Origin of the sequence: Polyangium sp. 6x1 (genome assembly GCF_029946515.1) — a bacterium.
In the GTDB taxonomy this organism is placed as follows: domain Bacteria; phylum Myxococcota_A; class Polyangia; order Polyangiales; family Polyangiaceae; genus Polyangium.
This window is the reverse complement of record NZ_JARZHH010000001.1, coordinates 709,792-736,711: the sequence shown is the minus strand read 5'-3', so window position 1 is coordinate 736,711 and position 26,920 is coordinate 709,792. Positions and strand designations below refer to the sequence as shown.

Sequence of the window (26,920 nt, the reverse complement as noted above, 5' to 3'; positions counted from 1 at the left end):
AGGTCACAAAATCCGAGATTGAGACCCTCTTGGCCGAAGAAGAGTGGACACCGGACCCCGAACACACCGATATGCTCTGGATTAGCTATGTCTCCGACCGGGGCGAGCTGCTCACCACCTTTGCTAGTGGAAACGGAATGCTTTATGCGTCACGCCAGGAGATGATGGAGAAACAAGCGGAGCACGTCAAGAAGCCCGCCCGTTCCTTTCACATGCTCGAAGGCAACCTTCCCCAGGGAGCCCATTTCGTCGAGGCCGTCCCCTCGCTCATCGACGATCTCGCCAAGATCCTCGAAATCCACCGCGAATCGCTCGACAGCTCCTTCGACAGCCTCCAACTCGTCGACAAGGCCTTGAAGAAGACCCGCCCCAAGCAGCGGATCCTCGAAATCCCCAACCTGTTCCCGGGTCTCATCGCGTATGCCGGTGAGGTCATGCGCAAGGCGAGCGGCGGAGAGTGGTGGATCAACGAGATCGCCGGGCCGATTTACGAGCCCTATGTCCGTTATGGCCCGGGAGGCCGGTACATGAATCCGTGGCTGGAGATCTACAAGTCGATCACGGAGCCAGGACGCGTCTTCCTCACCTCGATCGTCTCCGCCGAGCTCGGGGCCGCGGGGTTCGCGACGAAGTCGGGCTGAGGCGGCGGCGCAGGAGCCGTTCGACTCCGTGCTCTGCGGACGGGCGCGGACGATGACTCGTCCCGCGTGTCGAACACCACGGGCAACGATGCCTGCGTCCGGCAGCAGAACTTCGTGACCCTCGTCTCGCTCCCGCTCGGGATCCAAAAGCCGCTGTTCAACGTCCGCCGCGACGGGACCGCCTTCAGCGGCAGCACGCAGGTGGGCCTCACGCTCTCGGAGATCAACCCGCCTCTCGCGCAGGCCATCGCGACCCTGGAGGTCGAGATCGCGGCCGAGCGAAAATGGCTGATCGAGCACGCCACCGAGGCCGCGAACCTCGCCGAGCGGCTCGACATGCTCCAGCAGCTCGACACGGAATTGCATGACCTCGTGTCTCGGCCGCTGGACGAGATCAGCGAGGTGGACCTCGACGCGATCTTGGAGCGATACGGCGACCTGGTCGACGACGCCACGCGGGCCGCGTTGGAGCAGCTTCTCGCGGACCTGAAGAAGAGCGTGCAGGACTTGAAGGACGAGCTCGCGAGCTTGCTCGACCATTTCGGCGTGCAGGCGGACGCGGTGGCGACGAGGTGCTGACCCGCGAGGAGGTGTTACGGGCGCTCGCGACGCCGCCGAGTACGCTGCTCGACGCGCTCGAAGCGTCGGCGTCTGCCCTCCGCGACGACGTGTGGCGCGCGGCCGAGCCGCTGGCCCGCAAGGCCATTGAAAGGAAGCAGGCAGGAGGGCAGACGTACGAGCTCGTGCACACGGTCGAACACCGGCGCCTGATCGAGCAGCACGCCCCTACCACGTCCGCCGCCTCCCGAACGGAGGCGTCCTCCTCGCGACGCATCCCTTCCGGACGCTCTGGCCCCTCTGGGCCGACGCGCTCGCGCTCCTTGGCATTCGGCCGAGAGGTGCAGGCTGAGACTCCCAGGCTGGCCCTGCCCCGCCGCAACCCGGCCCCCGGCCGCGCGTCCCCCGATCTGCTGCGTCGTGAACCCCGGGTCCCTGGGCGCGTCCTCCCCGCTGCGGCGCTAGAGGCCGCCCCCCGCGCTCACCCGCACCCGATCCACACCGCCCGAGGTCGCCGATCCCGCCCCGAAAACGCCCCCCTGCGGCGCCGCAAGTCCCCCTCCGCGAGCCCGTTTTCAGTCCTGCGGCATCTGAGGTCGCCGAACGCGCCGTGCGCCCCCCATCCTGCGGCGCCGCAAGTCCCCCTCCGCGCTCACGCGAGCACGATTTGGCCGCCCTCCGCCCGCATCGGTCCCTTCTCCGCTCCGTCTGACCCCGCCGTAACCATCCCCGTAACCCTTTCGAGAGGTATTCCCGTGGGAGAAATCATTCGCAAGAACGCGGCGGCGGGCGACATCATCACCGACGCCCAGACGACCCTCACCCAGGCCAGGGCCCGTGGCGGCCGCTGGCATGAGCTCGCCGAGGGGCGCCTCGGCTCTGCGCTCGCCCTGCACGCGAGCGTCGAAGCCCAGCGCAATGCCGCCGAGGAGACGCTCGCCCCGCTGCGCGCCCAGATCGACACCCGCAACGACAAGGCCGACAAGACCATCGGCAAGGTCTACGACATCCTCTGGAACGAGATTGGCCGTCCCGCCTACGACGCGGCTCTCTCCGTGATTTTCCCCGACGGCATCGCCTCCTACGCCGAGGGCGACACCGGCGAGCAGCCCGAGCGCATGGATGTCCTCGTGCAGCTTTTGCAATCGGGCATTCACCCGAAGCTCTCCCACGCGACCGCGGCGAGCGCTGCCGCCGAGATCAAGGCGGAGAGCGACGCTCTGCGCGCCGCCGTGGAGGCCGCCCGCAAGCCCGCGGCGCAGCTCAAAGTCCTGGGCCGCGTCCGCACCTCGCTTGCCAGGGTCGTGCACGCGGAGCTGTCGAATTTGAAGAGGCTTTACAAGATCGAGGGGTTCAGCGAGGCGGAGATCCATGCCGTCATCCCCGACCGCCCGACGGCGAAGCCTACGAAGATGGTGGCTCCCACCGCGTGAGGGTTCGTCAGTCCAGATGACGGCGCTCTTCCATCCCACCAGATTGCCGGCCGCGTCGAGGCCCACGACATAGGCCGGATATTCCCCGCCCTGCTCCGGATCGTAGGTGTCGACGACGACCGCGCTGATCCCGCGCCGCGTGGACATCGGATGCGGAAATCGTGCTCATTCTTCGTTCCTCCCCGGGAAGGTTCCGGTCGGACCCTTGTAAATCCGGCCGGACGCGAGGCCCATGGGACCAAGGTCCTATATCCGGCGTCCGCGGGCTCGTCGTAAAGGACGCGAAGACATCAGGGAGCGCATCCCTGATAGGGAGGAAGGAACCGTCATGTCAGCATCCAATACGCAATCTTCGGCCGCCGAAGGGCTCGACCTCGTTTTCTGGGACCCGTCGGGGTACCGGTGGAATGGCCCCGGCGACTGGAACCAGTGGCGTTACATCCCCGACGGGCTGGGCGGCGAGATCGGCATTCGATTCGGCGTCAGCGCCGGCTTCGGCACCTTCGACTGGAACCTCGGGGGCGTGCCCCCGCACGGCTCGGTCCATGACGGCACCGGCGCCTCGTCGTTCGGGAAGAACGAGCAGGCGAACATGGCGTCGCCGAGCGTCAATGCCATCCGCATGCAGGCGAACAAGCAATTCACCGCCGCCCGCAACAACTTCACGGTCGAGCTCGATTTCACCCGCTACAAGGGCTCGAAGGTCGGGGGCAAAGACGGCGTCGCGGGGGAAAACACCCTCATCGGCGTGAGCGACATCTACGCGGGCCTGACGTACGCCAAGACGACGGTCACGATCACCGGAACGGGCGAAGGCGGCGGCGCCGTGAGCCCGGCAGGCTGGAAGCTGTATAATGGCGGCGTCGCGCCGAACACGGCGGGGGGCAATCAGCCGAGCGCGCAGTTGAGCCTCGCGAACGGCGTGCTGCAAGGAACGAACAGGCCGGCTCCCGGGGGCCAGGCCAATTCGATCGACACCGTGATGGGCCTCGTGCGGCTCGACGCGGCCGGCTGCAAGACCCTGCGCTTGAGTTACGACATCTACCCGATCGCGGGGAGCTGGGGGCCGCGCATCGACAATTCGGGGCTGTACGTCGCCTCCGCCTTCCCGCGCAAGCCCGCCGAGCCGCCGAAGCCCGTCGAGCCGCCGAAGGCCCAGGAGCCGGCCAAGCCCGCCGAGCCGCCCAAGGCTGCCGAGCCGCCCACGCCCGCGAAGCCGGCCACACCCACGGTCGTGATCAAGGACCCCGGGAAGCCGGGGACCACGACCAGCCATACCTATACCGTGAAGAACCCGGACGGCTCGATCGCGGGCAAGGGCTGCTTCACCTACGAGACCCCGGCCGACGGCGGCCCGCCGAAGCTGACCGCGTTTTATTATAACGACAAGATCGTCGGCACGATCAACCAGAGCCACGTCCAGACGTTCTATTTCGATCCGGAGGGCGAGGACAAACGCTTCACGTTCGTCACCGGGACCCCGGCCAAGGGGATCTGCAGCCTGACCGCCGACACCACCCTGCCGGCGCAGCTCACCGGAATCGGCGGCGAAGGCCCGCAGAGCTATCTCGGCAAGACGATCGACTTCCCGAAGCTCGCCACGGGGACCACGGCCACCGAGGAGAGCACCTCGGTTCCTGCGGTCGATCTCGTCGTCGTCATCGATTCGAGCGTGTCGATGAAGGACGAGGCGGACGCGCTGAACCAGGCCGTCGGCGCGGCCATCGAGGCGGCCAAGACCAAGTGCCCCTCGGACCTGCGCGTCACGTACCTGGGCATTGAAGGGACGTTCAAGAGCACGCGCTTCGAGACCACGGTCCGCAAGTACCTGACCGACGTCGCCAAGGCGGACGAGGCCGCGCTGCAAGGCCGCAAGAAGGGCACGGTCACGGGCGGCGGCGCGCAGGAGGACGGCGCGCGCGCCATCGAGGACGTCGTCGCCCATTACGATTGGCGGCCCGACGCCAAGCGCGCGATCTTCTTCCTCGGCGACGAGGCCTTCGAGGGCGGCGGCAACGTCGACAAGGACGATATCTCCGCGGCGAGCCGCGCCATCGACGCCGCCAAGAAGAGCGACGTCCGCGTTCACACCTACCTCGGCACGAGCGGCGCGAAGGAGAAGCAGCGCAAGGCGCTGGAGGACGAATTCGCGCGCGTGGCCACGGAGACGGGCGGCAAGGCGTTCACCTCGAAGGACACGCTGAATGGCTTCCAGGCTCTCCTCGAGAAGGTGATCTGCGGCAGCAAATCGAGCACGACCACCACGACCGAGTTCTGCTGCTGCCAGGAATACGTCGAGCAGCCCTGAGCGGGTCCGTACGAGCATGGGTTCCCCCGCGACCTGCGAACGCGCGTAACATGCGCGCCGCGTGACCGTCCGACCCTCCTCCCGCCATCGCCGCGCGCTCTCCTCCCTCGGCTTGGGGCTCGTCCTGTCGGGTGCGCGCCCCTCCCACGCCGCCGATATCGCCACGTTCGGCGCGCCCACGATTCGCACCATCAGCCCTGACGAGAAGGTGCCCGGATCCGTCAATGCCATCGCCGTGGCTGGCACGGGCCGCGTGTGGATCGGCACGATGGGCGGCGCGGCCTACCACGATGGCCAGCGCTTCACGGCCTTGCCCCTCCCGACCGGCGCCTCGAGCTGGGTGCAGGCCATCGCCGCGGGCGAGGACGGCTCCGTCTGGCTCGGGATGGTCGACGGCACGGTCCTCCGTCACGCGGAAGGCTCTTTCCACCGGTTCGGGGCCGCCGAGGGTCTCACGGATGCGCGCCCGATCCGGGCCATGGTCGCGCCGCGCGCGCCGGGCGGGCCTGCGGTCTGGGTGGGCACCCTCGATGGGCTCTATCGGTTCGAGAGCGGGCGCTTTCATCGGGTGGATCTCGGGCCGGGCGCCGAGCATGTGGACGTCCTGGCCCTTCGCGAGGGGACATTACCGTCCGGCGAGCCGACGCTCTGGGCCGGCACGTGGGCCGGTCTCTTTCATTGCGAGAGGGGGCGCTGCGCTCCCTTCGAGGCGGACGGCGCCTCGACCCTCGCCAAGCACATCGGCGCGCTCTTGCAGACGACGGGCGCGGGGGGCCGGCACGAGCTGTGGGCCGCGACGCAGGGGGAGGTGGTCCGCCTCGCGGACGGGCACTGGGAGAGCGTCTCGCCCCCGTCCTCGCCCGTGCAGGGCGACCCGGTGATGGCGCTGGCCGAGACGGTGAATGGCGCGGGGGAGCGAACGATCTGGGCCGGCACCTCCCGCCGCGGCCTCGCTCGCTTCTCGGACGGTGCATGGACGACGCTCACGGCGGCGAGCTCCGGTTTGCCCGACGATTACGTCATCTCGCTCGCGACGACAGGCCGCGTGCTCTGGATCGGCACCAATACAGGCGGCCTCGGGCGGCTCCGGCACGACGGGTGGACGGCGTTCACCCCGCGCAATTCGCCCCTCACCGGCACGATCCTCGGTCTGAGCGAGGTGCGCGACGCGGCGGGAAAGAGCGAGATCTGGTTCGGCGCGGAGAACCGACTGCTCCGGCTCTCGGACGAGGGATTCTCGCCGGTCCTCCCTCCCGCGGCGACGGACACGCTGGGCACGGTGATCACGAGTATCCTGCCGTCGCAGCGCGAGCCCGGCGTGGTGTGGATCGGCAGCGACACCACCCGCGTGCACCGCTGGGAGGCCGGCCGCTTGACGCGCTACGACGACCACGGCGCGCTGCACCCGGGGCACGCCGTGTATGACCTGCGCGAGTCGCTCGACGGGCGCGCGCTGTGGGTGGGGACGTTCAGCGGCGCCGCGCGTATCGACGAGCAGGGCGCCTTTACGCTCTTCGAGAAAAAGAGCTCGCCCCTCGTCGATGACCAGGTGAACGCCGTCCTGGAGACGACCCGCCCGGGGGGCGGGGTGAGCACGTGGTTTGCGACGGGCAAGGGCCTGTCGCGTATGGAGAAGGGCGCGTGGACGAATCATACCGCCGCGAGCGCGCCGCTCGGCTCCGATTTCGTGATGACGCTCGGCGAGCTTCGTGATGGGCGCGGGGCGCGCGTGCTCTGGATCGGCACCCTGGGCGGCGGCGTCGCTCGTTATGACCTCGACGCCGAGGCGTGGCTCAGCAGGCTCGATACGAAGAGCCGCCCGGCGCTGCCAGACGACAACATCATGCAAGTGCGCGCCGACGGACGGGGCCGCACCTATCTCTTCACGGCCCGCGGCATCGCGCGCCTCTCGCCGCGCGCGCCCACGCCCGAGGACCCGGCGGAGTTTTCCATGTATACCTTCACCACGGACGACGGGCTGCCGAGCAACGATTGCCAGCAGAACGGCTCGCTCGTCGACAGCCGGGGCCGCATCTGGGTGACGACGGCGGGAGGAGCGGCCGTCTTCGATCCCGCAGACGAGCTCGAGGACATGACGCCGAAGCCGCTCGTCCTCTCCGCGGGCCGCACGTCGGGCGGGGCGCTCCAGCCCGGGATGGCGCTCGCCTGGGACGAGAACACCGTGTCCTTCGATTACGCGCTCCTCTCCTTCTTCCGCGAGCGCGACACGCGTTATCGCACGCAGATGGCCGGCTTCGACCCCTCGCCGAGCGACTGGAGCACGGACGTCAAGGCGCGCTACACGAACCTCTCCGCAGGCGCGTACACCTTTCAGGTCTGGGGGCGCGACTATGCCGGGAACGTGGCGGGGCCCGTATCGATGGCCTTCCAGGTCAAACCCGCGCCCTGGCGGACGTGGTGGGCCTGGCTCGGGTATGCGCTCGCGCTCTCGGGGCTCGTCTGGGGAGGGGTGCGCGTGCGGCTCCGGGCGCTCGCGAGGCGGAATCTGGAGCTAGAGCGGCAGGTCGAGGAGCGCACGGCGGAGTTGAAATCCGCCAAGGAGGCGGCCGATCGGGCAAACCGCGCGAAATCGAGCTTTCTCGCCAGCATGAGCCACGAGCTGCGCACGCCCCTCAATGGCGTTCTCGGCTACACGCAGCTCGTCGCCCGATCGTCTGAAGTGTCACGGGAGAACGTCGAAAGGCTCGGCGTCGTGCAGAGGTCGGGCGAGCACCTGCTCGCGTTGATCGATGACCTGCTCGACCTGGCCCGGATCGAGGCAGGCAAGATGGAGCTTGCCCCGGGGGACGTCCATTTGCCCCTGCTCGTGCAGGGCGTCGTGGACCTCTGCCGGGTGCGCGCAGAGGACAAGGGGATCGCATTTCATTACCTGCCCGCCGAGGGCGCGCCGACCTGGGTGCGGGCCGACGAGAAGCGGCTCACCCAGGTGCTCCTGAATCTGCTCGGCAATGCGATCAAATTCACCCGGACGGGGAGCGTCATCCTCCGCGTCGAGGCTCGGGGCGAGGCGTTTTTCTTTCACGTCGAAGACACCGGGCCGGGCATTGCGCCTGCGGACGTCGCGCGCATCTTCCAGCCCTTCGAGCAATCGGGGGATCGGCGCGCGCGCGCCGAGGGCGCGGGGCTCGGGCTGTCGATCAGCCGCGCCATCGTCGAGCAGATGGGCGGTCGAATCGAGGTAGAGAGCGTGCTGGGCGAGGGCAGCACGTTCACGGTCGCGCTCCGCCTGCCCGGCGTTTCGGAGCAAACGACGGCGATCGAGGAGCGTCCCTCCGAGCCGATCACGGGCTACGAGGGCGCGCGGCGGGTGCTGCTCGTGGTCGACGACAACGAGAACAACCGGGCGCTCCTGCGCGACACGCTCGGCCCGCTCGGATTTTTGGTGGAGGAGGCCGAGAACGGCGCGCGCGCCCTCGCCCGGGTCGAGGAAAGGGAGCCGGATCTGGTGATCCTGGACCTCGTCCTGCCGGACATGCACGGCGACGAGGTCGCGCGCCGCCTGCGTCGGCTTCCCGCGCTCGAGGGAATGCCCATCGTCGCCTGCTCCGCGAGCGGCGACGAGGCGCAGCGGCGACGCGCACAGGAGGCCGGCTGCGACGAGTTTCTCCCCAAGCCGGTGCGCTTCGCGGCGCTCTTCGCGCTGCTCGCGCGGCGCCTGGGCCTCACCTGGATCCGCGCGCCGCGCGCGATGGAGGAGGCTCCTCGGGACGAGGCGCCCGCGCCCCGGATCGAGCCGCCTCCGGACGTCGTGGCGCAGTTGTCGGATCTCGCCGAGCGAGGACGAATCCCGGAGCTGCTCGAGGCGTTGCAGGCGCTCGCAGCAGAGGACGAGCAGCTCTCTGCGTGGGTGAGCGAGGTGCGAGCGTTCGCCGAGACGTATCGCCTTCGCGAGCTCCAGGAGAAGCTCGGGCCAAGGTGAGCCCATGGGTCGCGCGCCGCATTCGTGTGGCTCGCGCCGCGCGGCAGCGATAAGCTCGGCCCCATGTCGCGAAGGCTCTCCGGCATGGGGGACGTCGATCCCCTCGCCGTACCCCTCCCGCATGGGACCGAGGTGACGACCCGCGTGGACCGGACGCTCGGCGAGCGGCTGGTCCCGCAAGGCGCGCTCGGGCGCGTGGTCGGGTCGGGAGACGGCTTCTTTGATGTCCTCGTCGTCGGCGTGGGGACGGTGCGGTATTCGCGCGAGGAGCTCGTGCCGCGCAAGGTCGGCCAGGTGCGGTATGCGCGGCGGCGCGAGGACGCGTGGTCTCTGCTCCTGCCTTGCGTGGTGGTCGACGCGGTCGTCGGCTCGCGGACGTGGGGGCTCTCGGACGAGACCTCGGACGAGGATCGGCGCGGCGTGTTCGTCTTGCCGTTCCCGTTCACGAGCGGGCTCGTCGAGCCGCCGCAGGACCTTGTGTCCGAGGACGGGAGCCGCACGTACTGGGAGATGGGCAAGGCGATCCGGCAGGCGCTCCGGGCCGATCCGAACACGCTGGAGATGCTGTTCGCGGCCGCGTCGCAGCCCGCGAGCGAGAAGGATCCGATGGGCCGCTGGCTCGTCGAGGCGCGCGACGCGTTCGTCTCGGTGGAGATTCACGCGAGCTTCGGGCGGTACGCGCTCTCGCAGCTCTCGCGGTTGTCGCACGACACGCGCCTCGCCGAGCACCGCGCGATCGTGCTCGGCTGGCTGCGCGACGATCCGACGCTCGCGCTCGACGAAGCGGCCGCGCGGCTCGCGAAGGAGACGCACATCGTGGCGCCGACGCCCGAGGACGCGCTCCTCCGGGCGCGCGAGTATCTGAAGCAGCTCTATCGCTCGATGGCCGATCAGGGCCTGCTCGAAGGGCGCGAGTGGACGGCGCTCGCCGCGTACGCGCGCGCGGGCGAGAGCGCCTCGTTGCCGACGCCGCGCGAGCTGCGGCCGAAGAATGCCTACAACCTGGTGCGCCTCATCGATCTGTCGATCCGGTGGCTCCGGACGGGCGAGCCGGAGCTGCGGGTGCGAGACGAGCTCCGGCCCATGCTGCTCGACATCAAAAAGGGGCGCGTGCCGCTCGCGGAGGTGATCACGCTGGCGGAGTCGCTCACGCCGGAGCTCGAAGCGGCGCGGCGGGAGAGCAAGCTGCCGCGGCGCGCGGACGTGCGGCGGGCCGAGGTCGCGCTGCGCAAGGTCCGCGAGGAGGCGGCGCGGAGGTTTTTCGAGGGCAGGGAGGGGCCCTTCGGCAAGGACGCGCCAACCGCACCGGAGGCGCGCTGGGACGAATGAGGGATGCAATGACGAAGGAACATGGAGAGCAGGCGATCGAGCACGCGACGCATTTCGATGTCCTGCCCGACGAGCAAGCGCGGGTGGCTCGCGGCGTCCTGGAAGAAGAGGGCAAGGCCCGCGAGCACCTCGTCGTCCTCTTGAGCGGCGCGCATGCCTATGGGTTCGCCTCGCCCGACAGCGATCTCGATCTGAAGGCGGTGCACGTGGCGCCGACGCCCTTGCTCGTGGGGCTCGAAATGGCGCCGGCCGCGCGGGACCGCATGGAGGTGATCGAGGGGGTGGAGATCGATTACACCTCGAACGAGGTCGGCCCCGTGCTCGCGGGGATCCTCGGCGGAAATGGCAATTACGTGGAGCGGATCCTCGGCGCGCCCGCGCTCGTGGAGAGCCCGCTGCTCGAGGGGCTGCGCCCGCTCGTGCGCGCGGCGCTGTCGCGGCGCGTGTACCGGCATTACGCAGGGTTCGCCCAGAACCAGCGCAAGGCCGCCGAGGAGGAAGGCGGGACGACGGCGAAGCGCGTGCTCTACGTGCTGCGCACGGCGCTGACGGGGACGCACCTGCTCCGCGCGGGGGAGGTGGTGACGGACGTGGGGAGGTTGTTTCCCGAATACGGCTTCGAGGAGGCGAGCGCGCTCGTCGCGGTGAAGCGCGCCGGCGAACGAACGAAGCTCTCCGCGAAGGACGTGAAGCGGCTCCGCGAGTGCCTCGACCGCGCGATGCGCCTGCTCGAAGCGTCGCGCGATACGTCGGTCCTGCCGGAGAAGCCTTCGGACGAGGCGTTTCGCGCGCTCTCGGGGTGGCTCGTCGCGCTTCGCAAAGAGCGGTTTTGACTGCGCCCTAGCCCCGCCCTTTCCCCGCCCGCACGAGCCGCCCCGGCCGCGCCCCCGTGAATCGACCTTTCTCCACGATGACCTCGCCGGCCACGAGCGTGGCGATGTAACCGTCCGCCTGCTGCATGAGGCGCTGCCCCCCGGCCGGCAGGTCGCGCTGCATGAACGGGGATCGGAGGCGCAGGTTGTCGAAATCGATGATGTTGATGTCCGCCCGCTGCCCCGGCTTCAAGGCGCCGCGGTCGTCGAGCCCGAGGAACCGCGCGGTGTCGTGCGCCTGCATTTTCACGAGGCGCTCGATGGCGATCTTGCCCTCGGCCCGGTCGCGGGCCCAGTGCGTGAGCAGGAACGTCGGAAGGCTCGCGTCGCAAATGGTGCCGACGTGCGCGCCGCCGTCGCCGAGGCCCGGCAGCGAGAGCGGGTGCATGAGCATGCGGCGCACGACGTCGAGGTTCATTTCGGTGTAGTTGTAGAGCGGGAAGTAGAGGAGCGCGCGGCCGTCCTGTTCGAGCATCGCGTCGTAGATGACCGAGAGGAGCGGCAAACCCCCGCGCGACGCGTCGCCCGCGAGGCTCGTGAGGCCGGACGGCTCGTAGTTCGGCACTTCGCCGAGCCGGAAGAGGCGCATCGCCACGAGGAGCGGGTTCGCCAGGAAAAAGTCGGCGAGCGGCGGCAAGGGGCTGCCGTCGCCGGCGACCTTGCCGCTCTTCTCGGAGAGGAGCCGGTCGCGGAAGGCGGGATCGCGCATCCGCGCGACGCGCGCGTCGAGCGGCAAGGAGGCGATTTCCTTGTAGCTCGGGAATCCCATGAAGGGGTGGAACGTGGCCGTGAGGCCGAGCAAGACGCCGATGGGCCGCGCCGCGACCTGGCAACGAATGTCCCGGCCCGCGAGGGCGGCGCGCTCGGCGCGCTCGTAAATGCGCTCCCATTGCCGCGGAGCGTGGTCGCGCTGCATGGTGGAGACGCTGAGCGGGCGGCCGGAGGCCTCGGCCATCCGTTCGAGCAGGTCGAATTCGGCCGGGAAACAGTCCTCGCCGCGGAACATGTCGAAATCGCTGACGGCCTGGACGACGCCGTGCGAGAGGCCCGCGAACGCGCGGGCGATGCCGGCGAGCTCGTCGCCCCGGGCCTCGGAGCCGGGCGTGGGTTTGCCGCGGGCGCTCCTGTGGTTGTCGGTGCGGCCCGTGGAGAAGCCGGCCGCGCCGGCGAGGAGCGCCTCCCGGAGGAGGGCGCGCATGGATTCGATGTCGGTTTCGGTCGCGCTCTCCTCGGCGATGGCGCGATCGCCCATCACGTACACGCGCAGGGCGTCGTGCGGGACCTGGCAGACGAAATCGATCGCGCGGCGCCTCTTTTCGAGGACGTCCATGTACTCGGGAAAGCTCTCCCAGCCCCACGTGAGGCCCTCGGCGAGCGCGCTGCCGGGGATGTCCTCCACGCCTTCCATGAGCTCGATGAGCTTCTCGTGGTCGGTCGGCCGGACGGGCGCGAATCCGACGCCGCAATTGCCCATGACGCACGTCGTGACCCCGTGGAGCGACGAGGGCGCGAGCTCCTCGTCCCACGAGATCTGCCCGTCGTAGTGCGTGTGGATGTCCACAAACCCCGGGATGACCAGGGCACCATGGGCCGAGATCGTGCGCTCCGCGCCCTCGGGGCAGTCGCCGACGTCGACGATCTTGCCGTCCTTGATGCCGATATCGCCGGAATACGCCGGCGCGCCCGTGCCGTCGACGAGGGTGCCGCCCACGATCTTGACGTCGTACATGGCGCCGATCATCGGCCGAAGCCCGAGGCCCTGGCAAGGGCATTCGGATCCCGGGCCCGGGGGCGCGCCTCGGACGGAGGGCCTCGCGGGGAACGACCCGGAGGGCCGTGATTCACCGGCCGCGGATGCGGTCGACGAACTCGGCTCGGATCTGCGGGTTGTGGCTGCCGCGTGCGAGGCGGTCGGGCACGAGGATCACGTAATCGGGGTGATCCCATTGCGATCGGTCGGTCCAGGCGCTCGACGATACGCCGAATCGATCGCCCTGCCACTTGCCCTTGAGGTCGTAGGTGTACTCGCGGGTGTCCTCGACCATGCCCACGAAATTGCGATCCTCCACGTGCGGGCTCGCCAGGTAGAGCCAGGTCCGCACGTGCGCCACGCTCTTGTCTTTCGGGTCCTGCTCGACCCGCGTGATGGTCTTCCACGCCGGCTCGTTCCACACCTCGGGGCCCGCGTCCTCGTCGATGATGAACGCGCGCTTTCGGCCGATGAGCTCGGTCTCGAGGACCCGGTGCAGCTCGTGGGGCAGGACGTCCTCGTAGACGTCGTCCCATTCGCCGTTGAATCGGCTGCCGACGAACTTGAGCGGCGGGACCTTCTCGTACGTCTTCAGAAGGAGCGCCTTCTGGTCGGCGACCGAGAACGTCAGCTCGCCGCGCTTCACGGGGCGCGTCGGCTCGGGCTCGAGGATCGCCGCCAGGGCCCACGCGTCGCAGAGGCCCGACCACGAGGCCGCGCGCGGCTGGTAGAGCTCCTTGCGCTCGTAGGCCGCGGCCGACGTCTGGGTATTCTCGAATTCCTTCGCCCAGGCGTCGTATTTCTCGAGCGTCGAAGGCTCTTCGTTTTTCCCCTGGAACAGCGTGTCCTCCCAGAGCGGGTACCACCACGACGACCAGGGCTTCTTGGTTGCTTCCGCCGTGCGTTCTCCCTTCTCGACCCAGTAGAGCGGCTGCCCCACCGAGGTGCTCCCGCCGCCGCCGGTGTCGCTTCCGCCGGTGCCGCTTCCGCCGGTGCCGCTTCCGCCGGTGCCGCTTCCGCCGCCCCCGCCCTGTCCGCCGGTATTGTCTGGGCAATCCCCGGTCTGCTCGCAATCGGGTTGGCCGTCGCCGAAGAAGCCGCCGGTGCCGCAACCGGCGCCTACGAGGCCGATCGCGAGGATGGTGGAGGTCGTCACGATACGAATCGCCATGAGCCCTCTCCTTGGAGGTTGTCCCGGAATGCTCAGGGGATTTTTGAAAAAGGTCAGGCGGCCGAGCCACGCGGCCCGGCCGCCTGACGAGCGCGCTCATTTCATTTCAGCGCGACTCTTCAGCGCGACTTCCGACCGGCGAGGCCCGGGAGAACCGGGAGCTGTCCGCCGATGCCCGGGCGACGCGCGCCGAGCTGGCGGCTCGGGATCACCGGCTGCACGGGGGCCGGGGCCGCCGGGGCCGCCTTGCCGCCGCCGCTCTGCGCCGGGGCCGCGGGCTGCGACGGCTGCGCCGGCTGCGCCGGGGCCTTCGGGGGCTCGTTCACGAGCGCGGGCGCCGCGCACATGTCGTACACGCGACCCGTGGCCGTACGTGTGGCGAGCTGCTGATTGCCCTTCACCGCGGAGTCGAGGCGGGCCTTGCAGAAGTCGTTCATGTTGCCCTGGAAGCTCTGGATCTCCTGGCACGAGAGCGAGAAGCTCTGCGTGAACGAGACCTGGACCTCCTTGAATCGCGGACACATGGTCTGCGACACGCTCATCGGCACCGCTTGGTCCTGGCGAATGATGTAATACTTGTCCGAGCTCAGAGACGCCGTGATCTGCCGCGAGTTATCCATCTCCACGTTGTCGGTCTGCTCCGCCTCCCAGACGAGCTGCGTGTCCTCGCAGGTCAGCCGGATGGCATTCGGCTGGCGCTGGCTCTGGAACGCCGCGGGGTTCTGACAGGCCGACTGGAGCTGCTGCCACGAGAGCTGCTTGAGCCCCGCGTTCTGGCCAGCGCCCTGCGCGAATGCCGTGGCGCCGAGAGCGAAGGTCGAGACGAGAGCGGCGGCTGCGATGTGCTTGAGCATGGGATCCTCCTCCACTTCGTTTCACGTGGCGAGACCGGGCGAGCGCGCCTCGACCGGCTTCGTTCACGCTGCGGGACACGATTGCAAGGCTCCTGCCGTCCCCGGCGCCGCGCGTATTTCCGCGTGAATCGTGGGCCCGGCGCTCCTGCGTCCCGCAAAGTGCGGCACGGACGGATACAGGGAGCGGGCGTGATTCCGCACATGACCGGCACGGACCCTCACGCCCGACCGATACGGAACCGCCCGGTGTCCGTCCGTGCGCGGTGGCATCCCCCGACGCGGCACGTCGCGGCCAATGCGTCAGGAGCGGAAACCCGGGGATGCCATTCGAGGCGCGATCGAGGAAAATCGCGGCGGAGGCGCAGTCGCGAGCCCCTGGGGCGCGGGGAGGAGGAGGTCAGGGCGACGCGAGGGGCCCTAGGCGTTTCCCCTCGTGGCCCGGGCAGGACCTCGCGCTCTGCGCGCGGACGTCGGACAGGCGGGAGAAGCTCCACGGGGCGGGGCGCGGCGAAAAGCCGGCGTCGATTCCGACCATCTTGCCGTTCGTCCGTGATCGGGTGCAAGATGGGCGCTCGGCCCGGGGCACGCGGGAGAGAGGTGGGGGACCATGTTCTCGATGGATGGCATTCCCTTCGCGCCGGGCACCTCGCCGTTCCGCTGCAAAGGCGTGCTCTACGTCGATACGCTCGATTTCATCGACGAGAACGTGCGAGGGGGTCGGGCCGCGGTCCTCGAGCGCGTGACGAATGCCGCGCTGCGTGAATTCCTGGGTCGCGTGTTCGTGGTCGGCGGCTGGTACGATGTGTTTCCACTGCTCGCGATGCACGGATCGGTGTCCATGGTGGCGGGGCAGCCCTTCCTGGAGGTCATTCGAATGATCTCCCGAGCGCGGATCCCGCGGCAGTTCACGGGGCTCTACAGGTTCTTGCTCAAGATGGCCTCGCCCGAAATGACCATGCGAAACCTGGCTCGCATCAGCGGCACGTATTACGATTTCGTGCGCGTGGACGTGGCGGAGGTCCGGCCGAGGACGTTCGCGTCGAGCGCCTCGGGGGTCCCGGCGGTCGCGGCGCCCGCATACATGGCGGCGACGGAGATCGGCGTCGTGCACGCGCTCGAGCTCGCGGGAGCGCGGCGGGTGCGGCATCGCTGGCTTTCCCAGGTGCCGGAGGGGCGCGCGCACGGGATGGACGTGGTGTGCGTGCGGCGCGAGGTGAGCTGGGAGTAGCGCTCGAACGTCGACAAAAACCCGAAGGTGCGCTAGTCGGTCGGCCGTGGATCTTCTACGCGAGTTCTTCTCCAAGCTGCGCCACCTCGAGGAGCTGCTCACCTGGGGCGGCTACCCGGTGCTCATGGCCATCATCTTCGCCGAGACCGGGCTCCTCGTGGGGTTCTTCCTTCCGGGTGACTCGCTGCTCGTGACGGCGGGCGTGCTCGTCAACGCGAATATGATCAACCCGTTCGAGCTCTCGACGTTCTCGAACCTGCTGCTCATGAACGCCGTGCTCTGCGTGATGGCGATCGTGGGCGATACGGTGGGCTACTCGATCGGGTACAAGGCGGGCCCGAAGCTCTTCAGCCGGGAGCAAAGCCTGTTTTTCCGGCGCGACTACCTCGTGGCCACGCAGAAGTTCTACGAGAAGCACGGCGGCAAGACGATCGTGCTCGCCCGCTTCATGCCGTTCGCCCGCACGTTCGCGCCCGTCGTCGCCGGCATCGGCAAGATGAGCTATCGCCGCTTCATCACGTTCAACGTGTTCGGCGGCATCGGCTGGGTCGTGTCGATGACGTTCCTCGGCTACTTCCTCGGCAAGGTGCTCGGCGCGAAGGAGATCGAGAAGGTCGTTTACCTGATCATCGTGATTTCGGTGCTCCCGCCGATCGTCGGCGCCGTCCGGACGCACCTCGCCTCGAAGAAGGCGGCGGGCGCGGAGAAGGCGAAGTCGTCGTAATTCAGGTAGGCAACGGCTCGGGGACGACGCGCATGTAAATGCTGCCCCGGGGCCGGAGCGTGATGCCCGGCTCGGTCTCGATGATCTGTCCGGGGACGAGGTCGAGGCGGACGCGGCGCAAAATCGTGGCGAGCACGAGCGTCCCCTCGACCGTGGCGAAGCTCGATCCGATGCACTGGCGCGCCCCGCCGCCGAACGGAAAATAAGCAAAACGAGGCATCCGCGCGAGCGCGCCGCCGGCGAAGCGGTCGGGATCGAAGCCCTCCGGGTTCTCCCAGTACGCGTTATGGCGGTGCGTGACGTAGGGGCTCAAGAGGACGAGGGAATCCTTGGGGATCAAATACCCCCCGACGACGTCGTCTTCGGCCGCGCGTCGGGTAATCATCCACGCCGGCGGATAGAGGCGCATCGATTCCTGAAACACCCGGCCGACGAGGTCGAGGGCGCCGACGTCGGCGGAATCCGGGAGGCGGCCCTCGAGGACACGGAAGACCTCGTCGCGGGCGCGGCGCCGGACGTCGGGGTGCGTGGAGAGCAGATAAAAGGTCCACGTGAGCGCGTTCGCGGTGGTCTCGTGCCCCGCGGCGAACATGGTCATGACCTCGTCGCGGAGCTGGCGGTCCGTCATTCCCTCGCCCGTCTCGGGGTCGCGGGCGGCCATGAGCATGGAGACGAGGTCGGTGCCGATCTCGCGCGACTTGCGGCGGTGCTCGATGATGCGGAGGACCTCGCGGTCGAGGACGGCGACGGCGTCGAGGAATCGACGATTGTCGGCGGTGGGGACGCTCCGGGGGATCCGGAGGACGCGCGTGAGGTTCTTGCGTGTCTCCTCGAGGATGAAGTCGAGGGCGCCCGCGGTCGCGGCGGCGTCGATGGGCACGTCGGTGCCGAGCAGGGTCTCGGTGACGATTCGCAGGGCGACGCGCATCATCTCGCCGGCGACGTCGACGGGCGCGTCGGGGCGGGGCCTGCGCATCCAGCCGTCGACGAGCTCGTCGGCGGCGCGGACCATGACGCCGGCGAACGCGGCGATGCGTTGCTTGTGAAAGGCCGGCTGGGCAATGCGGCGTTGCCTGCGCCAGAGGGGGCCTTCGCTCGTGAGCAGGCCGTCGCCGAGGAGCGCGCGGACCTCGCGGACGCCGGGGGTTTGCTTGGTAAAACGCTCGGCGGCGTCGACGAAGACGTGCTTGATGTGGTCGGGGTGGCGGAGGAGGTGGCCGGTGCGCTTCGCGCCGGGGCCGAATTGAAAGCGAACGACGTCGCCGTAGGTATGGGCGGCGTCGAGGAAGATGCGGATCCGGTCGCGGCGAAGCGCGGGGAGGTTGCCGAGCAGCGGCATTCCCCGAGGTCCCGGCGCGGCGGGTGCGGAGGGCGGGCGCGAGGCGGTTGTCACGGGGGGCAGCGTATCAGCGACGCCGCGTGGCGGGGAGATCCGGTGTAAGATGGCCGTATGCGAGCGCAATCGATCCTGATTTCGGTGATATTTGCAGCCGGCCTGTGCGCCGTCGTTTCGGCCTGCACCGACGAGGGCGAGGGGACCCCGGGGGGCGGGGCGTCCGGCGGCGCGGGAACGGGTGCGTCCGGGGGCGGTGGCGGGAGCGGCGGCGGCGGAAACGGGGGCGGGAGCGCGAGCGGAGGCGGGAGCGCGAGCGGCGGCGGGAGCGCGAGCGGAGGCGGAAGCGCGAGCGGCGGCGGGAGCGCGAGCGGGGGCGGGAGCGCGAGCGGCGGCGGCGGCGGCGCGGGGGGCGGCAATGGGGTCGGGGCGCCGTGCAATGGCGGCGTCGGCGGTTGTGATCCGGGTCTTTATTGCAAGGCGCCCGGGTGCGGGGCGGGGGTGTGCGCGCAGAAGCCGCCGCCGGGGCTGCAATCGCAGGCGCGGGACCCCGCGTGCGGGTGCGACGGCGTCACGTACTGGAATGCGGAGATCGCCGAGGTGTTCGGGTCGAGCGTGAAATCAGCGGGGGTCTGCCCCGCGGCGGAGGCCTTGGCCTGCGATCCGCAGACGCCTTGCCCCGGGACGCGTCATTGCAATCGCATGGTGGCGGAGGCGAACGCGTGTTCACCCATGGCCACGGGCGTTTGCTGGGGCATGCCCATTTCGTGTTCGGTGACCGGGGCGAAGGGGAAGGGGTGCGCCGGCGGGACGTGCTTCGATCAGTGCAGCCTGATCCAGAGCCAGAATCCCTGGTACGACGACGGCGGCTGTCCCTGAGGCGGGGGGCGGGAGGCGGCGCGGGCTACTGCGTGATCGCCTTGAGGTCGAGCATCTCCTCGACGCTCGGCACCACGATGACGTCGCAGCGGCGGTTCTTCTGCCGGCCCTCGTCCGTGTCGTTCGTGGCGATCGGGTCCGTGTCGCCGAAGCCCGCGGCGCTCCACTTCGCGGTCGGCATGTTGCCGCCCTTCTCGCTCACGAGGTACAGCAGCACCTCGCGCGCGCGCATGAGCGAGAGGCCCCAGTTGTCGCGGAAGACGCCGCCCGCGAGGGGCTTGTTGTCCGTGTGCCCCGCGACCTGGTAGTCGCGGCCGAGCAGCGAGGCGTCGTTCTTGATGATGCCCGCCACCTTCGTGAGGATCTCCTGACCCTCTTTCTTCAGGGTCTCGCGGCCCGAGTCGAAGAGCACGTCGCCCGGGAGCGAGATGACCATGCGGTTCTTGCGGATGTTCACCGCGAGGCCGAGCTTCGTGAGCTCGTCGAGCTTCTTGCGCAGCATCTCGAACCGCGCCTTGATCTGCTCGAGCTGCTTGGCGCGCGCCTTGTACTCGGCGAGCGCCTTCTCGCGCTCCTCCAAGGTCGAGCTCAGCGCCGACACCTTCGTCGCCGACGCCTGCAGGCTCTCGTTCAGCTTGCTGATGTCGACGCCGGCGTCCGCGAGCTTCTTCGTCAGCTCCGAGACCTTCGCCTGCTCGCCCGCGAGCTCCTCAGCGAGCTTCTTTTGCGCGGCCGCCGCGGCCTGATCGCTCGCGTTCTTGTCGGCCAGCAGCTGGTTGTACTTGCCGAGCTGCGCCTGCCACTCTTCCTCGGAATACCCGCAGCCGCTCACAGCGAGCGCCGCGGCGAGCGTGGAGGCAGCAAGGATGCGCACGTTCATGACATTCTCCCCGGTGCATCCCAGGGGAAAATACGTCCCTGGGACGAGCAATCCTTGAACGGTAGCGAGGTCGTCCGTCCCGCGAAAGTCCATTCCGACGGAGGTCCCCGGCAGATCCCGCGCTCTCGGGCCTCCATGTAGGGATTCTTGCTTCGAAGGGCCGGGGAGCCCCCTGCGGGATGGTTCCGGTCCGCACCCGAGACGTGATCTTGCTCGCACGCTGCCGCCGCGAAGGACAAACCGGCACGTCGAGACAGACAAACCAGGCTCCAGAAGGACAAACCGGGCGGACCCGAGATCCCCCGCGCGATCGCGAGGGTCCGGGGCGTGTACATCGTTTTCCCTACGAAGACGGGAAGATCCTCGAACACACGGCCCCGACTGCCCGATGGTCCTTTTATTCCCGATGCGGCAGATCCTTCGCGTTCGTCGGGACCACGTTCGTCCCGGCCCGGTCACGCCGCCGCGCAGGCAGGACGAGGCGCGGTGGTTTCGACGCCGCGCGCGAGGAAGGCCGCGCCGCCGCGTCGAAAAAGACCCAACCGCCGGAGGTTCGATGCGATCCGTCCGTCCGAGTTTCATCGCTTCCGTGATCGTCAGCGCGTCGCTCGGGGCCCACGCCGCCCACGCTTCTCCGCTGCCCTCGCCCGCGGACACGCTCGCCGACGTGCTGCGACAAACCGCCGCCGTGATCGAAGGCGACGTGGAGGACGTGAGCTTCCAATTCGACGAGGTCGAAGGGCCGCGGACGATCGCGACCGTGACGAACGTGTTCGTCCACCTCGGCTCGCTCGGCAAATCGACGCCGAGCTCCGTCGTGATCCGATCGTTCGGCGGGTACTTGCCCGACGGTCGCGAGATCGTGGCGACGCACGTGCCCGAGCTCGCCCCGGGCAAACGGTACTTCCTGTTTCTGCGCAACACCGAGTGGACGCTGTCGCCGATCGCGTTCGGGCACGTGTTCCGCGTGGACACCGTCGGGACGAAGCGCGCGCTCGTGGACGCCTACGGGCGGCTCATCGCCGGCGTGAGCGCGACCGAGATCGTGGCCGGGCCACTGCTCTGGACGCAGCCGAGCGGCGCCGTGGATGGATCGGCGCCGCCGCGGCTCTCGACGTGGATCACGGAGGCGGACGTGGAGCGCGCGCTCGACGCCGAGGAGCTCGCCGAGGGGCTGCGCATCTTCGCCCGTGCGACGGGCGCGTGGCCGAACGGCTCGTTCTCGCCCGCGCCGATGTCGGCAGGTCCGTGGCGGCGCGTGACGACGTGGCGCGCGCCCACGCCCACGGAGAGCCCCGCGAGTACCGAGGGCCTGCTCGCGTGCTTCGACGACCCGCCCGTGGGCCTCGCCGACACGTCGACGAAGGAGCTCGCCGTGTGCGAGGACGGAGGTGCGCCGTGATGCGCATGCATCTCCTGGTCGTCCTCGCGTGCGTCGTCCTCGCGTGCCTGACGCTCACGAGCCGCGCCGACGCGTTCCGCTACCTCACCTGCAACGGCAAGAACGTCCGGTGGAAGTCGTCGTTCGGGCTCGTGCAAAACCTTTGCAGCATCCCCTCGGGCAGTAGCCAGGCGAAGGCCTACGCCGCGGCGATCGGGCAGTGGCGCGGCGTCGGCGGCATGCAGGACATGGTCTACCACTACGGGTCCTGGTCCACGAGCCACTGCTGGGTCGACCTCGACGACGGCTGGAACGACGTGGCGCTCGTCGAGGCGTCGAGCATCGACGGCTCGCTCGGGACGACGGTGGTCGTGCGGAACTGCGATCAGATCGACGAGGTGAACGTGCTGCTCGCGAACCTCTCGACGCAGAGCTTCGACAACCCCGACGAGGCGTTCGCCTCGGGCGCATGCCCGTACAGCCCGACGCGGACGGGCAGGTCCACGTTCCTCCACGAGCTCGGTCACGCGCACGGGCTCTCGATCTCGTCCCCGGGCGGACCGGACAACCACACGCTCGACTTCACGATCATGCGGCCCTCGCCGCCCGTGCCGCTCGGCGGCGGGCCGAGCGCGATGTTCGCCCAGCCCATGCCCGACGACGCCGCGGGCGGGCGCTTTCTGTACCCGTCGACGGTCGGCGAGACGAACCTGATGGCCTCCGCGCAGCGCCTGACGAGCGGCAACATCCGCAGCACGGCGCCGTGGCAAACGATCCAGCGCTGTCGCGGCGACACGTTCTCGTTTCACTTCACCACGGCCAACACGGGGACGAAGACCGTGGCATCGGACCAGCGCTTTTTCATCGCGCCGAGCCCGACCGCACACGCGTGGGCAGGGATCACGCTCGGGACGTGGTTCGGCGCGACGGTCAACGCCGAGAAGCAGGTCCACCCGAGCGTGACGACCACGGTGCCGTGCGGGACGCCGAAGGGTTTGTACTGGCTCTACCACCAGGTCGACGCGGGCAACGCGGTCGTGGAGAGCTCCGAGAGCGACAACGTCATCCACAACCCGCTCACCATCCAGGTGCTCGACTGCGGGTGCTGAAGCCAGAGGATACGTCGATGAAGGACGAGAAAAACCTTTTCTTACTGGGCGTGTGTGCCGCGTCCGCCGCCATGAGCACCACGGCCTGCTCGGTGGGTGATGTGAGTGATCTGTTCGCGTTTCGGACGCCGACCGTGAACGACGACCTCACGATCCGTTTGCCCGACGGGCGCATCTTCCGAGGCGATCCGGCGAGCATCGAGATCCGGGCGCCGCTGCCGAACGGCCCTCCAGCGACGGCGTCGGTGACGCTCTCGACGGCCGATCGACGCGGCTACGGGCTCAGCATCGCGTTCGACGTGACTACGGAGGAGCTGCTCGAGCAGACCTTCTCGGTGGCGCTGTCGGACGGGTACGGCGGAGGAACGCTCGCGCAGCTGTCGCAGAGCGGCGCGGAGATCATCGGTCCCGGTACGCTCTCGCTGCGCACGTCGTACGGCAAGCTCACGGGGAAGTTCGAGACGACGGACGCGGCGTTCCCCGCGGGCGTGATCGAGGGGCAGTACGAGGTGGTTTGTCTGGTCCTGCCCGAGATGCTCGGCGCGGCGCCGAACGGGGAGGTCTCGCAGGGGACGTGGATCCTCGTGGAGGACGAGGCGAAGACGAGCAAGTTCTGCCAGACGTTCGCGGGGCTCTAGGGCAAACCCCCGCGCGAAGGACGCGCAGGCGAGAGCTCGCTCTGGAAGCGCATGCGCCGGAGCGAACCGTCCACCATGACCGCGAGGCGCTCCATCACGACGCGCTCGCTCGCGCCGCGCGTGCTGAAGACGTACGCGAAGCACCGCTTCGCCCAGCCGCCGAAGGCGAGCACGAAGCCGTCCGTGCCCTCGCCGTTCGTGGCGCGGGGGCCGAGGAGGACCTCGGCGAGGGTGTCGTGATCCGGAGGCACCGCGAGGCGCGACGCCGAGACGAGGCGGCTTCCTTCCCGCGCGGGCAGGTCGCGCCAGGTGCGCGCCCGCGCCTCGCATCGCGCGCGGCCCCCGACGTCGTCCTCGCGCCACGTGCGCACGAGCAGGACCGAGCTCGTCGCGTCGTGCCGGGCGACGAGCCACCGCTCGGTCTGATCGTCGACGCGGAAGGCCGCGCCGTCGGGCAGCGGGAGCGAGAGGTCGAAGCGCGCGGAGGCGAACGTCTTGAAGGACGTGGCCGCCGCGATCGCATCCGGTGCCTGGCGTGGGGCCGCCGCGCTCCCCGCGGAGGGGAGCGGGCGCGGCGGGTTTGTCGGGGGAGGATGGGGCGCGCTGCCGCATCCGCAGAGCAGCAGCGCAAAGGCGAGCGCGAGAGGCGCGCGCACGGTCAGACGCGCGTGAGCCACTCGGGGTGCGAGTTGTCCTCGCCCCGCACGATGCCGAAGAAGCGCTGCTGGAGCCTGCGCGTGATCGGTCCGACCTGGCCCTCGCCGATCGTGCGATCGTCGACCTCGCGGATCGGCGTGACCTCGGCGGCCGTGCCCGTGAAGAACGCCTCGTCGGCGAGGTAGAGCTGGTCGCGCGTGATCATCTCCTCCGACGTGGGGATGCCCTCCTCGCGCGCGAGCGTGAGGATCGTGTCGCGCGTGATGCCCTCGAGGATCGAGGCCGAGAGCGGCGGCGTGAGCAGCCGGCCGCGGCGCACGACGAAGATGTTCTCGCCCGAGCCCTCGCTGACGTAGCCGTTCGGATCGAGCAGGATCGCCTCGTTGTAGCCGGCGACGCGCGCCTCGCGCTTGGCGAGCGAGCTGTTCGTGTACTGCCCCATCATCTTCGCCTTGGGCAAACCCACGTTGATGTGGTGCCGAGCGAACGCGCTGATCTTCGCGCGGATGCCGTTCTCGGTCGCGCCCTTGCCGAGGTACTGGCCCCAGTGCCACGCGACGATCGTCGTGCGCACGGGGTTGTCGTGCGCGTACACGCCCATCGGCCCGTCGCCCATGTACACGAGCGGGCGGATGTAGCCTTCCTGCATGTCGTTCTGGCGCAGGGTCTCCACCGTCGCGTCGGCGACCTGCTGCCGCGTGAACCGCGGCTGGATCGCGAGCAGCCTGCACGTGTCGAAGAGCCGATCGATGTGCTCCTTCAACCGGAACACGTACGTGCCGCCATCGGCCCTGCGGTAGGCGCGGATCCCTTCGAAGGCGCCGAGCCCGTAGTGCAAGGAGTGCGTCAGGATGTGCACCTTGGCGTCGTCCCAGTCGACGAACTCGCCTTCCATCCAGATCTTCTTCAGCTTGTCGACCATCGCGCGCTCCTTCGGAGGTTCGTCGCTCCGAGCTTCCTTCGATGCCCTTTCCCCCGCGTTCGCCGTCCGCTGCGAGGGGGGAGTGCGAGAGAGGAAGTAGCCCGATCCCGTCATCGTGCCAAGAGCGCGAGCACGACTCCCGTGCCGCCTTCGTCCTCCGGTGCCGACGCGAACGCAGCCACATGGTGGGCGACCGGACCCTGGCTCAACCACGCCGCGATTTCCCCGCGCAGCACGCCGATTCCTCGCGGCGAGTGGTTTCCACGCCCGTGGATCAGAGCCACGACGCGATCTCCGTCCGCGCGACGCTTGCGCACGAACTTCTCCACCTCACGACGCGCCTCGCCTGCGTTCATCCCATGCAAATCGAGCCGACCATCGACCGTATACGCACCGCGTCGAAGGCGGCGCACCTCGCGCGGATCGACGTCGAGCCTGCGTCCCTCGATGCGCTCGCCGTCGTCGGTGACCTCGAAGCGGACGCCCTCGGCGACGAGCGAGTGCAGCATGTGACGCGCGTCGGCATCGTGGTCCTTCGTCACGCGCGGAGCCTTGGATTTCGGCTCGATCGGCGTCGCGGAGCGAGGGACGCGTGCCTTGCGATCCTCGAGCGTGCGCACGCCCGCCATGTACATCGCGAACGTCTCGGCGTCGCTCGGTTGCGCCTCGGGCTCTGCCTGCTCGGCCGCCAACTGTACAGGTACACGTGACGACGTCTGCTTCTTCGTCCCGCTCTCTGCTTTCGCGGAGGACGCAGATTTTTCGGGCTTCTCGGCCTTCTCGGGCTTGTCGCCCTTCTCCGCTTTGCCCTTGCGTCCCTTCGACGCGAGCTTCGCGAACGGGCGGAAGAAGGGGCTATCAGCCGCCTGTTTGCTCGGCTTCTTCTGCGTCTTCTTTGTGCTCGTCCGCCCGGCTCGCGCCTTGGTCGCCATGAGACAGAACTTCACCCGAGAGCGCCCGTAGCGCAAACCGCACGGACTGAATTCCCGTCAGTTGCCCATCTTCGAAGTGCCAGTCGGGGTCATCGAGGTCCGGGAAATCATGAGGATTCCGGATGTCTTCCGGCGTGAGCCCCGGCAGGAGGCGCCGCGCCAGGGAGAGGACCTTCTGCCGCTGGTTCTCCTCCATCGCTTCGACGAGGGAGAGGATCCGCTCGAAGAGCTGCCGTTCGTCCGGAGCACGATTCATGGCCCGGAGCGTAGCAAAAGGGCCGAGGTGTCACGCCTCCGGATGATCGGCGGGCGTGATCAACGCAGCCATCGCCTGCGCGCGACGCTGCACTTCCTCCGCCGGGTAGAACATCTGAAGCGCTTCGCGGATGCACGGCAGAGCTCGCCTGAGTCCCTCGACGCCGAGCGCGCTCGCGTCGACGCCGGCGCGCGTACACGCCTTCGAGAGCACGCTGCGCGCGAGCAGAGGCGAGAGCCCCGTCGCCGCGACGATGCGCGGGAACAAGGGGCCTTCCGAGGTCGGTCCGCTCGGGCGTGAGGCGGGCGGTCGATCGGCGCTCGACGCGCGCGCGGGCGGCGCCGCGGTCTGCGCGGCGCGACGGTTGCGAAGGAGGTTCCTGATCTTCGCGCGCACCGCGTCGAGGTCGAGGCTCTTGTGGACGAAGTCGGACGCGCCCGCGTCCGTGGCGCGACGCGCGACGGTCGGATCCTCGCTCGCGGTGAGCATGACCGCCGGCGTGGATTCACGGCCGGGCAAGCATCGGAGCCTGCGGAGCGTCTCGAGGCCGTCGACGTCGGGCATCACGAAGTCGAGCACCACGCAGTCGACGGACTGCACGGCGAGCAGCTCGAGCGCCTCGATGCCGGAGCGCGCGAGCACGACGTCGTGGCCGTCCTCGCGCAGCTTGCACGCGAGCGCCATGAGGAACGTGGGGCAGTCGTCGACGGCGAGGATGCGGCGCGCGGCCGCGACGGGTCCGGTCCCCTCGTGGCTCGTCCGCTCGCAGAGAGAGCGCGCGCGGTGGACGAGGTAGGTGATGTCGTAGGGTTTGCCCACGTACTCGTCGGCGCCCGTGGTCAAACCCTTCACGCGGTCGCGCACCTCGGCCTCGGTGGAGAGGACGATGACGGGCATCCGCGAGAGTCCCGCGCTCGCGCGGATCGTGCGGAGCAGATCGATGCCGCTGCCGTCGGGGAGGATCACGTCGAGCACGGCGAGGGCGAAGGTGCGCTCGCGGAGGGCCTTCTCCGCGTCGCGCTTGGTCTCGCAGGTGGTCACGGAGAAGCCCGCGGCCGAGAGGGCGCCGCGTAGATCCATCCGGACGGTGAGGCTGTCGTCGACCACGAGGACATGCGGTTTCAT

At 69.2% G+C, this 26,920-nt stretch carries 23 protein-coding genes; 13 read left to right on the top strand and 10 right to left on the bottom strand.

Translation table 11 applies throughout. The features are described from left to right. Positions 1-137 precede the first annotated feature (137 nt). The 7 genes from QHF85_RS02995 to QHF85_RS02960 all read left to right on the top strand — a co-directional run bounded on the left by QHF85_RS02995 (position 138) and on the right by QHF85_RS02960 (position 11,042). The gene (locus QHF85_RS02995) at positions 138-641 is read left to right on the top strand and encodes a hypothetical protein (protein ID WP_281325493.1); all 504 of its coding nucleotides are present in this window, start codon (positions 138-140) and stop codon (positions 639-641) included. A 66-nt stretch (positions 642-707) separates the two neighbouring features. Next, positions 708-1,220 carry a hypothetical protein gene (locus QHF85_RS02990; protein WP_281325492.1) on the top strand — a complete coding sequence of 171 codons (513 nt, stop codon included), beginning with the start codon at positions 708-710 and terminating at the stop codon, positions 1,218-1,220. A gap of 734 nt (positions 1,221-1,954) precedes the next feature. Further along, entirely contained in the window at positions 1,955-2,632 is a 678-nt protein-coding gene (locus tag QHF85_RS02980; RefSeq protein WP_281325491.1) for a hypothetical protein, read from the top strand. A gap of 328 nt (positions 2,633-2,960) precedes the next feature. Next, positions 2,961-4,940 (top strand): vWA domain-containing protein, encoded by a 1,980-nt coding sequence (locus tag QHF85_RS02975; protein WP_281325490.1) that lies wholly within the window; start codon positions 2,961-2,963, stop codon positions 4,938-4,940. A gap of 61 nt (positions 4,941-5,001) precedes the next feature. Continuing rightward, the gene (locus QHF85_RS02970) at positions 5,002-8,880 is read left to right on the top strand and encodes a hybrid sensor histidine kinase/response regulator (protein WP_281325489.1); all 3,879 of its coding nucleotides are present in this window, start codon (positions 5,002-5,004) and stop codon (positions 8,878-8,880) included. Between the two features lie 63 nt (positions 8,881-8,943). After that, the gene (locus QHF85_RS02965) at positions 8,944-10,209 is read left to right on the top strand and encodes a nucleotidyltransferase domain-containing protein (RefSeq protein WP_281325488.1); all 1,266 of its coding nucleotides are present in this window, start codon (positions 8,944-8,946) and stop codon (positions 10,207-10,209) included. Between the two features lie 8 nt (positions 10,210-10,217). Then, positions 10,218-11,042, top strand: coding sequence for a nucleotidyltransferase domain-containing protein (locus QHF85_RS02960; protein ID WP_281325487.1), 825 nt, complete (start codon positions 10,218-10,220; stop codon positions 11,040-11,042). Positions 11,043-11,049: 7 nt separating this feature from the next. Here QHF85_RS02960 and QHF85_RS02955 read toward each other — a convergent pair whose 3' ends face one another. From QHF85_RS02955 to QHF85_RS02945, 3 genes are all read right to left on the bottom strand, one after another. Beyond that, positions 11,050-12,810, bottom strand: a complete 1,761-nt coding sequence (locus QHF85_RS02955) for an amidohydrolase family protein (RefSeq protein WP_281325486.1) — start codon at positions 12,808-12,810, stop codon at positions 11,050-11,052. A 112-nt stretch (positions 12,811-12,922) separates the two neighbouring features. Beyond that, positions 12,923-14,002 carry a hypothetical protein gene (locus tag QHF85_RS02950; protein ID WP_281325485.1) on the bottom strand — a complete coding sequence of 360 codons (1,080 nt, stop codon included), beginning with the start codon at positions 14,000-14,002 and terminating at the stop codon, positions 12,923-12,925. 119 nt (positions 14,003-14,121) lie between these two features. Next, entirely contained in the window at positions 14,122-14,856 is a 735-nt protein-coding gene (locus tag QHF85_RS02945) for a hypothetical protein (protein ID WP_281325484.1), read from the bottom strand. A gap of 607 nt (positions 14,857-15,463) precedes the next feature. Between QHF85_RS02945 and QHF85_RS02940 the strand changes: the two genes are divergently transcribed. Together QHF85_RS02940 and QHF85_RS02935 are read left to right on the top strand one after the other, a co-directional pair. Beyond that, positions 15,464-16,084: a hypothetical protein gene (locus QHF85_RS02940; RefSeq protein ID WP_281325483.1), complete on the top strand. Its 621-nt coding sequence runs from the start codon at positions 15,464-15,466 to the stop codon at positions 16,082-16,084. A 46-nt stretch (positions 16,085-16,130) separates the two neighbouring features. Further along, positions 16,131-16,808: a VTT domain-containing protein gene (locus QHF85_RS02935; protein WP_281325482.1), complete on the top strand. Its 678-nt coding sequence runs from the start codon at positions 16,131-16,133 to the stop codon at positions 16,806-16,808. 1 nt (position 16,809) lies between these two features. On the opposite strand, the gene QHF85_RS02930 is transcribed toward QHF85_RS02935, so the two are convergent. After that, entirely contained in the window at positions 16,810-18,201 is a 1,392-nt protein-coding gene (locus tag QHF85_RS02930; RefSeq protein WP_281325481.1) for a cytochrome P450, read from the bottom strand. Between the two features lie 57 nt (positions 18,202-18,258). On the opposite strand from QHF85_RS02930, the gene QHF85_RS02925 reads away from it, so the two are divergent. Beyond that, a complete protein-coding gene (locus tag QHF85_RS02925) occupies positions 18,259-19,020 on the top strand; it encodes a hypothetical protein (protein ID WP_281325480.1) in 762 nt (253 codons plus the stop codon). Positions 19,021-19,045: 25 nt separating this feature from the next. On the opposite strand, the gene QHF85_RS02920 is transcribed toward QHF85_RS02925, so the two are convergent. Then, complete coding sequence (locus QHF85_RS02920) at positions 19,046-19,900, bottom strand: OmpA family protein (protein ID WP_281325479.1); 855 nt, start codon at positions 19,898-19,900, stop codon at positions 19,046-19,048. 556 nt (positions 19,901-20,456) lie between these two features. On the opposite strand from QHF85_RS02920, the gene QHF85_RS02915 reads away from it, so the two are divergent. Genes QHF85_RS02915 through QHF85_RS02905 form a run of 3 tightly spaced genes read left to right on the top strand, consistent with a single transcriptional unit; the run spans position 20,457 to position 23,028 of the window. Beyond that, positions 20,457-21,302 carry a hypothetical protein gene (locus QHF85_RS02915; protein WP_281325478.1) on the top strand — a complete coding sequence of 282 codons (846 nt, stop codon included), beginning with the start codon at positions 20,457-20,459 and terminating at the stop codon, positions 21,300-21,302. Next, positions 21,299-22,390, top strand: a complete 1,092-nt coding sequence (locus tag QHF85_RS02910; RefSeq protein WP_281325477.1) for a hypothetical protein — start codon at positions 21,299-21,301, stop codon at positions 22,388-22,390. Before QHF85_RS02915 ends, QHF85_RS02910 begins: the two co-directional genes overlap by 4 nt. Positions 22,391-22,407: 17 nt before the next feature. After that, on the top strand, positions 22,408-23,028 hold the full coding sequence (locus tag QHF85_RS02905) for a hypothetical protein (RefSeq protein ID WP_281325476.1): 621 nt from the start codon (positions 22,408-22,410) through the stop codon (positions 23,026-23,028). On the opposite strand, the gene QHF85_RS02900 is transcribed toward QHF85_RS02905, so the two are convergent. From QHF85_RS02900 to QHF85_RS02880, 5 genes are all read right to left on the bottom strand, one after another. Then, complete coding sequence (locus tag QHF85_RS02900; protein WP_281325475.1) at positions 23,025-23,684, bottom strand: hypothetical protein; 660 nt, start codon at positions 23,682-23,684, stop codon at positions 23,025-23,027. The two genes, QHF85_RS02905 and QHF85_RS02900, sit on opposite strands and share 4 nt — an antisense overlap. A 2-nt stretch (positions 23,685-23,686) precedes the next feature. Then, complete coding sequence (locus QHF85_RS02895; RefSeq protein WP_281325474.1) at positions 23,687-24,607, bottom strand: branched-chain amino acid transaminase; 921 nt, start codon at positions 24,605-24,607, stop codon at positions 23,687-23,689. Positions 24,608-24,717: 110 nt separating this feature from the next. Then, positions 24,718-25,539, bottom strand: a complete 822-nt coding sequence (locus tag QHF85_RS02890) for a Smr/MutS family protein (RefSeq protein WP_281325473.1) — start codon at positions 25,537-25,539, stop codon at positions 24,718-24,720. Continuing rightward, positions 25,466-25,795 (bottom strand): hypothetical protein, encoded by a 330-nt coding sequence (locus tag QHF85_RS02885; RefSeq protein ID WP_281325472.1) that lies wholly within the window; start codon positions 25,793-25,795, stop codon positions 25,466-25,468. Before QHF85_RS02885 ends, QHF85_RS02890 begins: the two co-directional genes overlap by 74 nt. A 30-nt stretch (positions 25,796-25,825) precedes the next feature. After that, complete coding sequence (locus tag QHF85_RS02880; protein WP_281325471.1) at positions 25,826-26,920, bottom strand: response regulator; 1,095 nt, start codon at positions 26,918-26,920, stop codon at positions 25,826-25,828.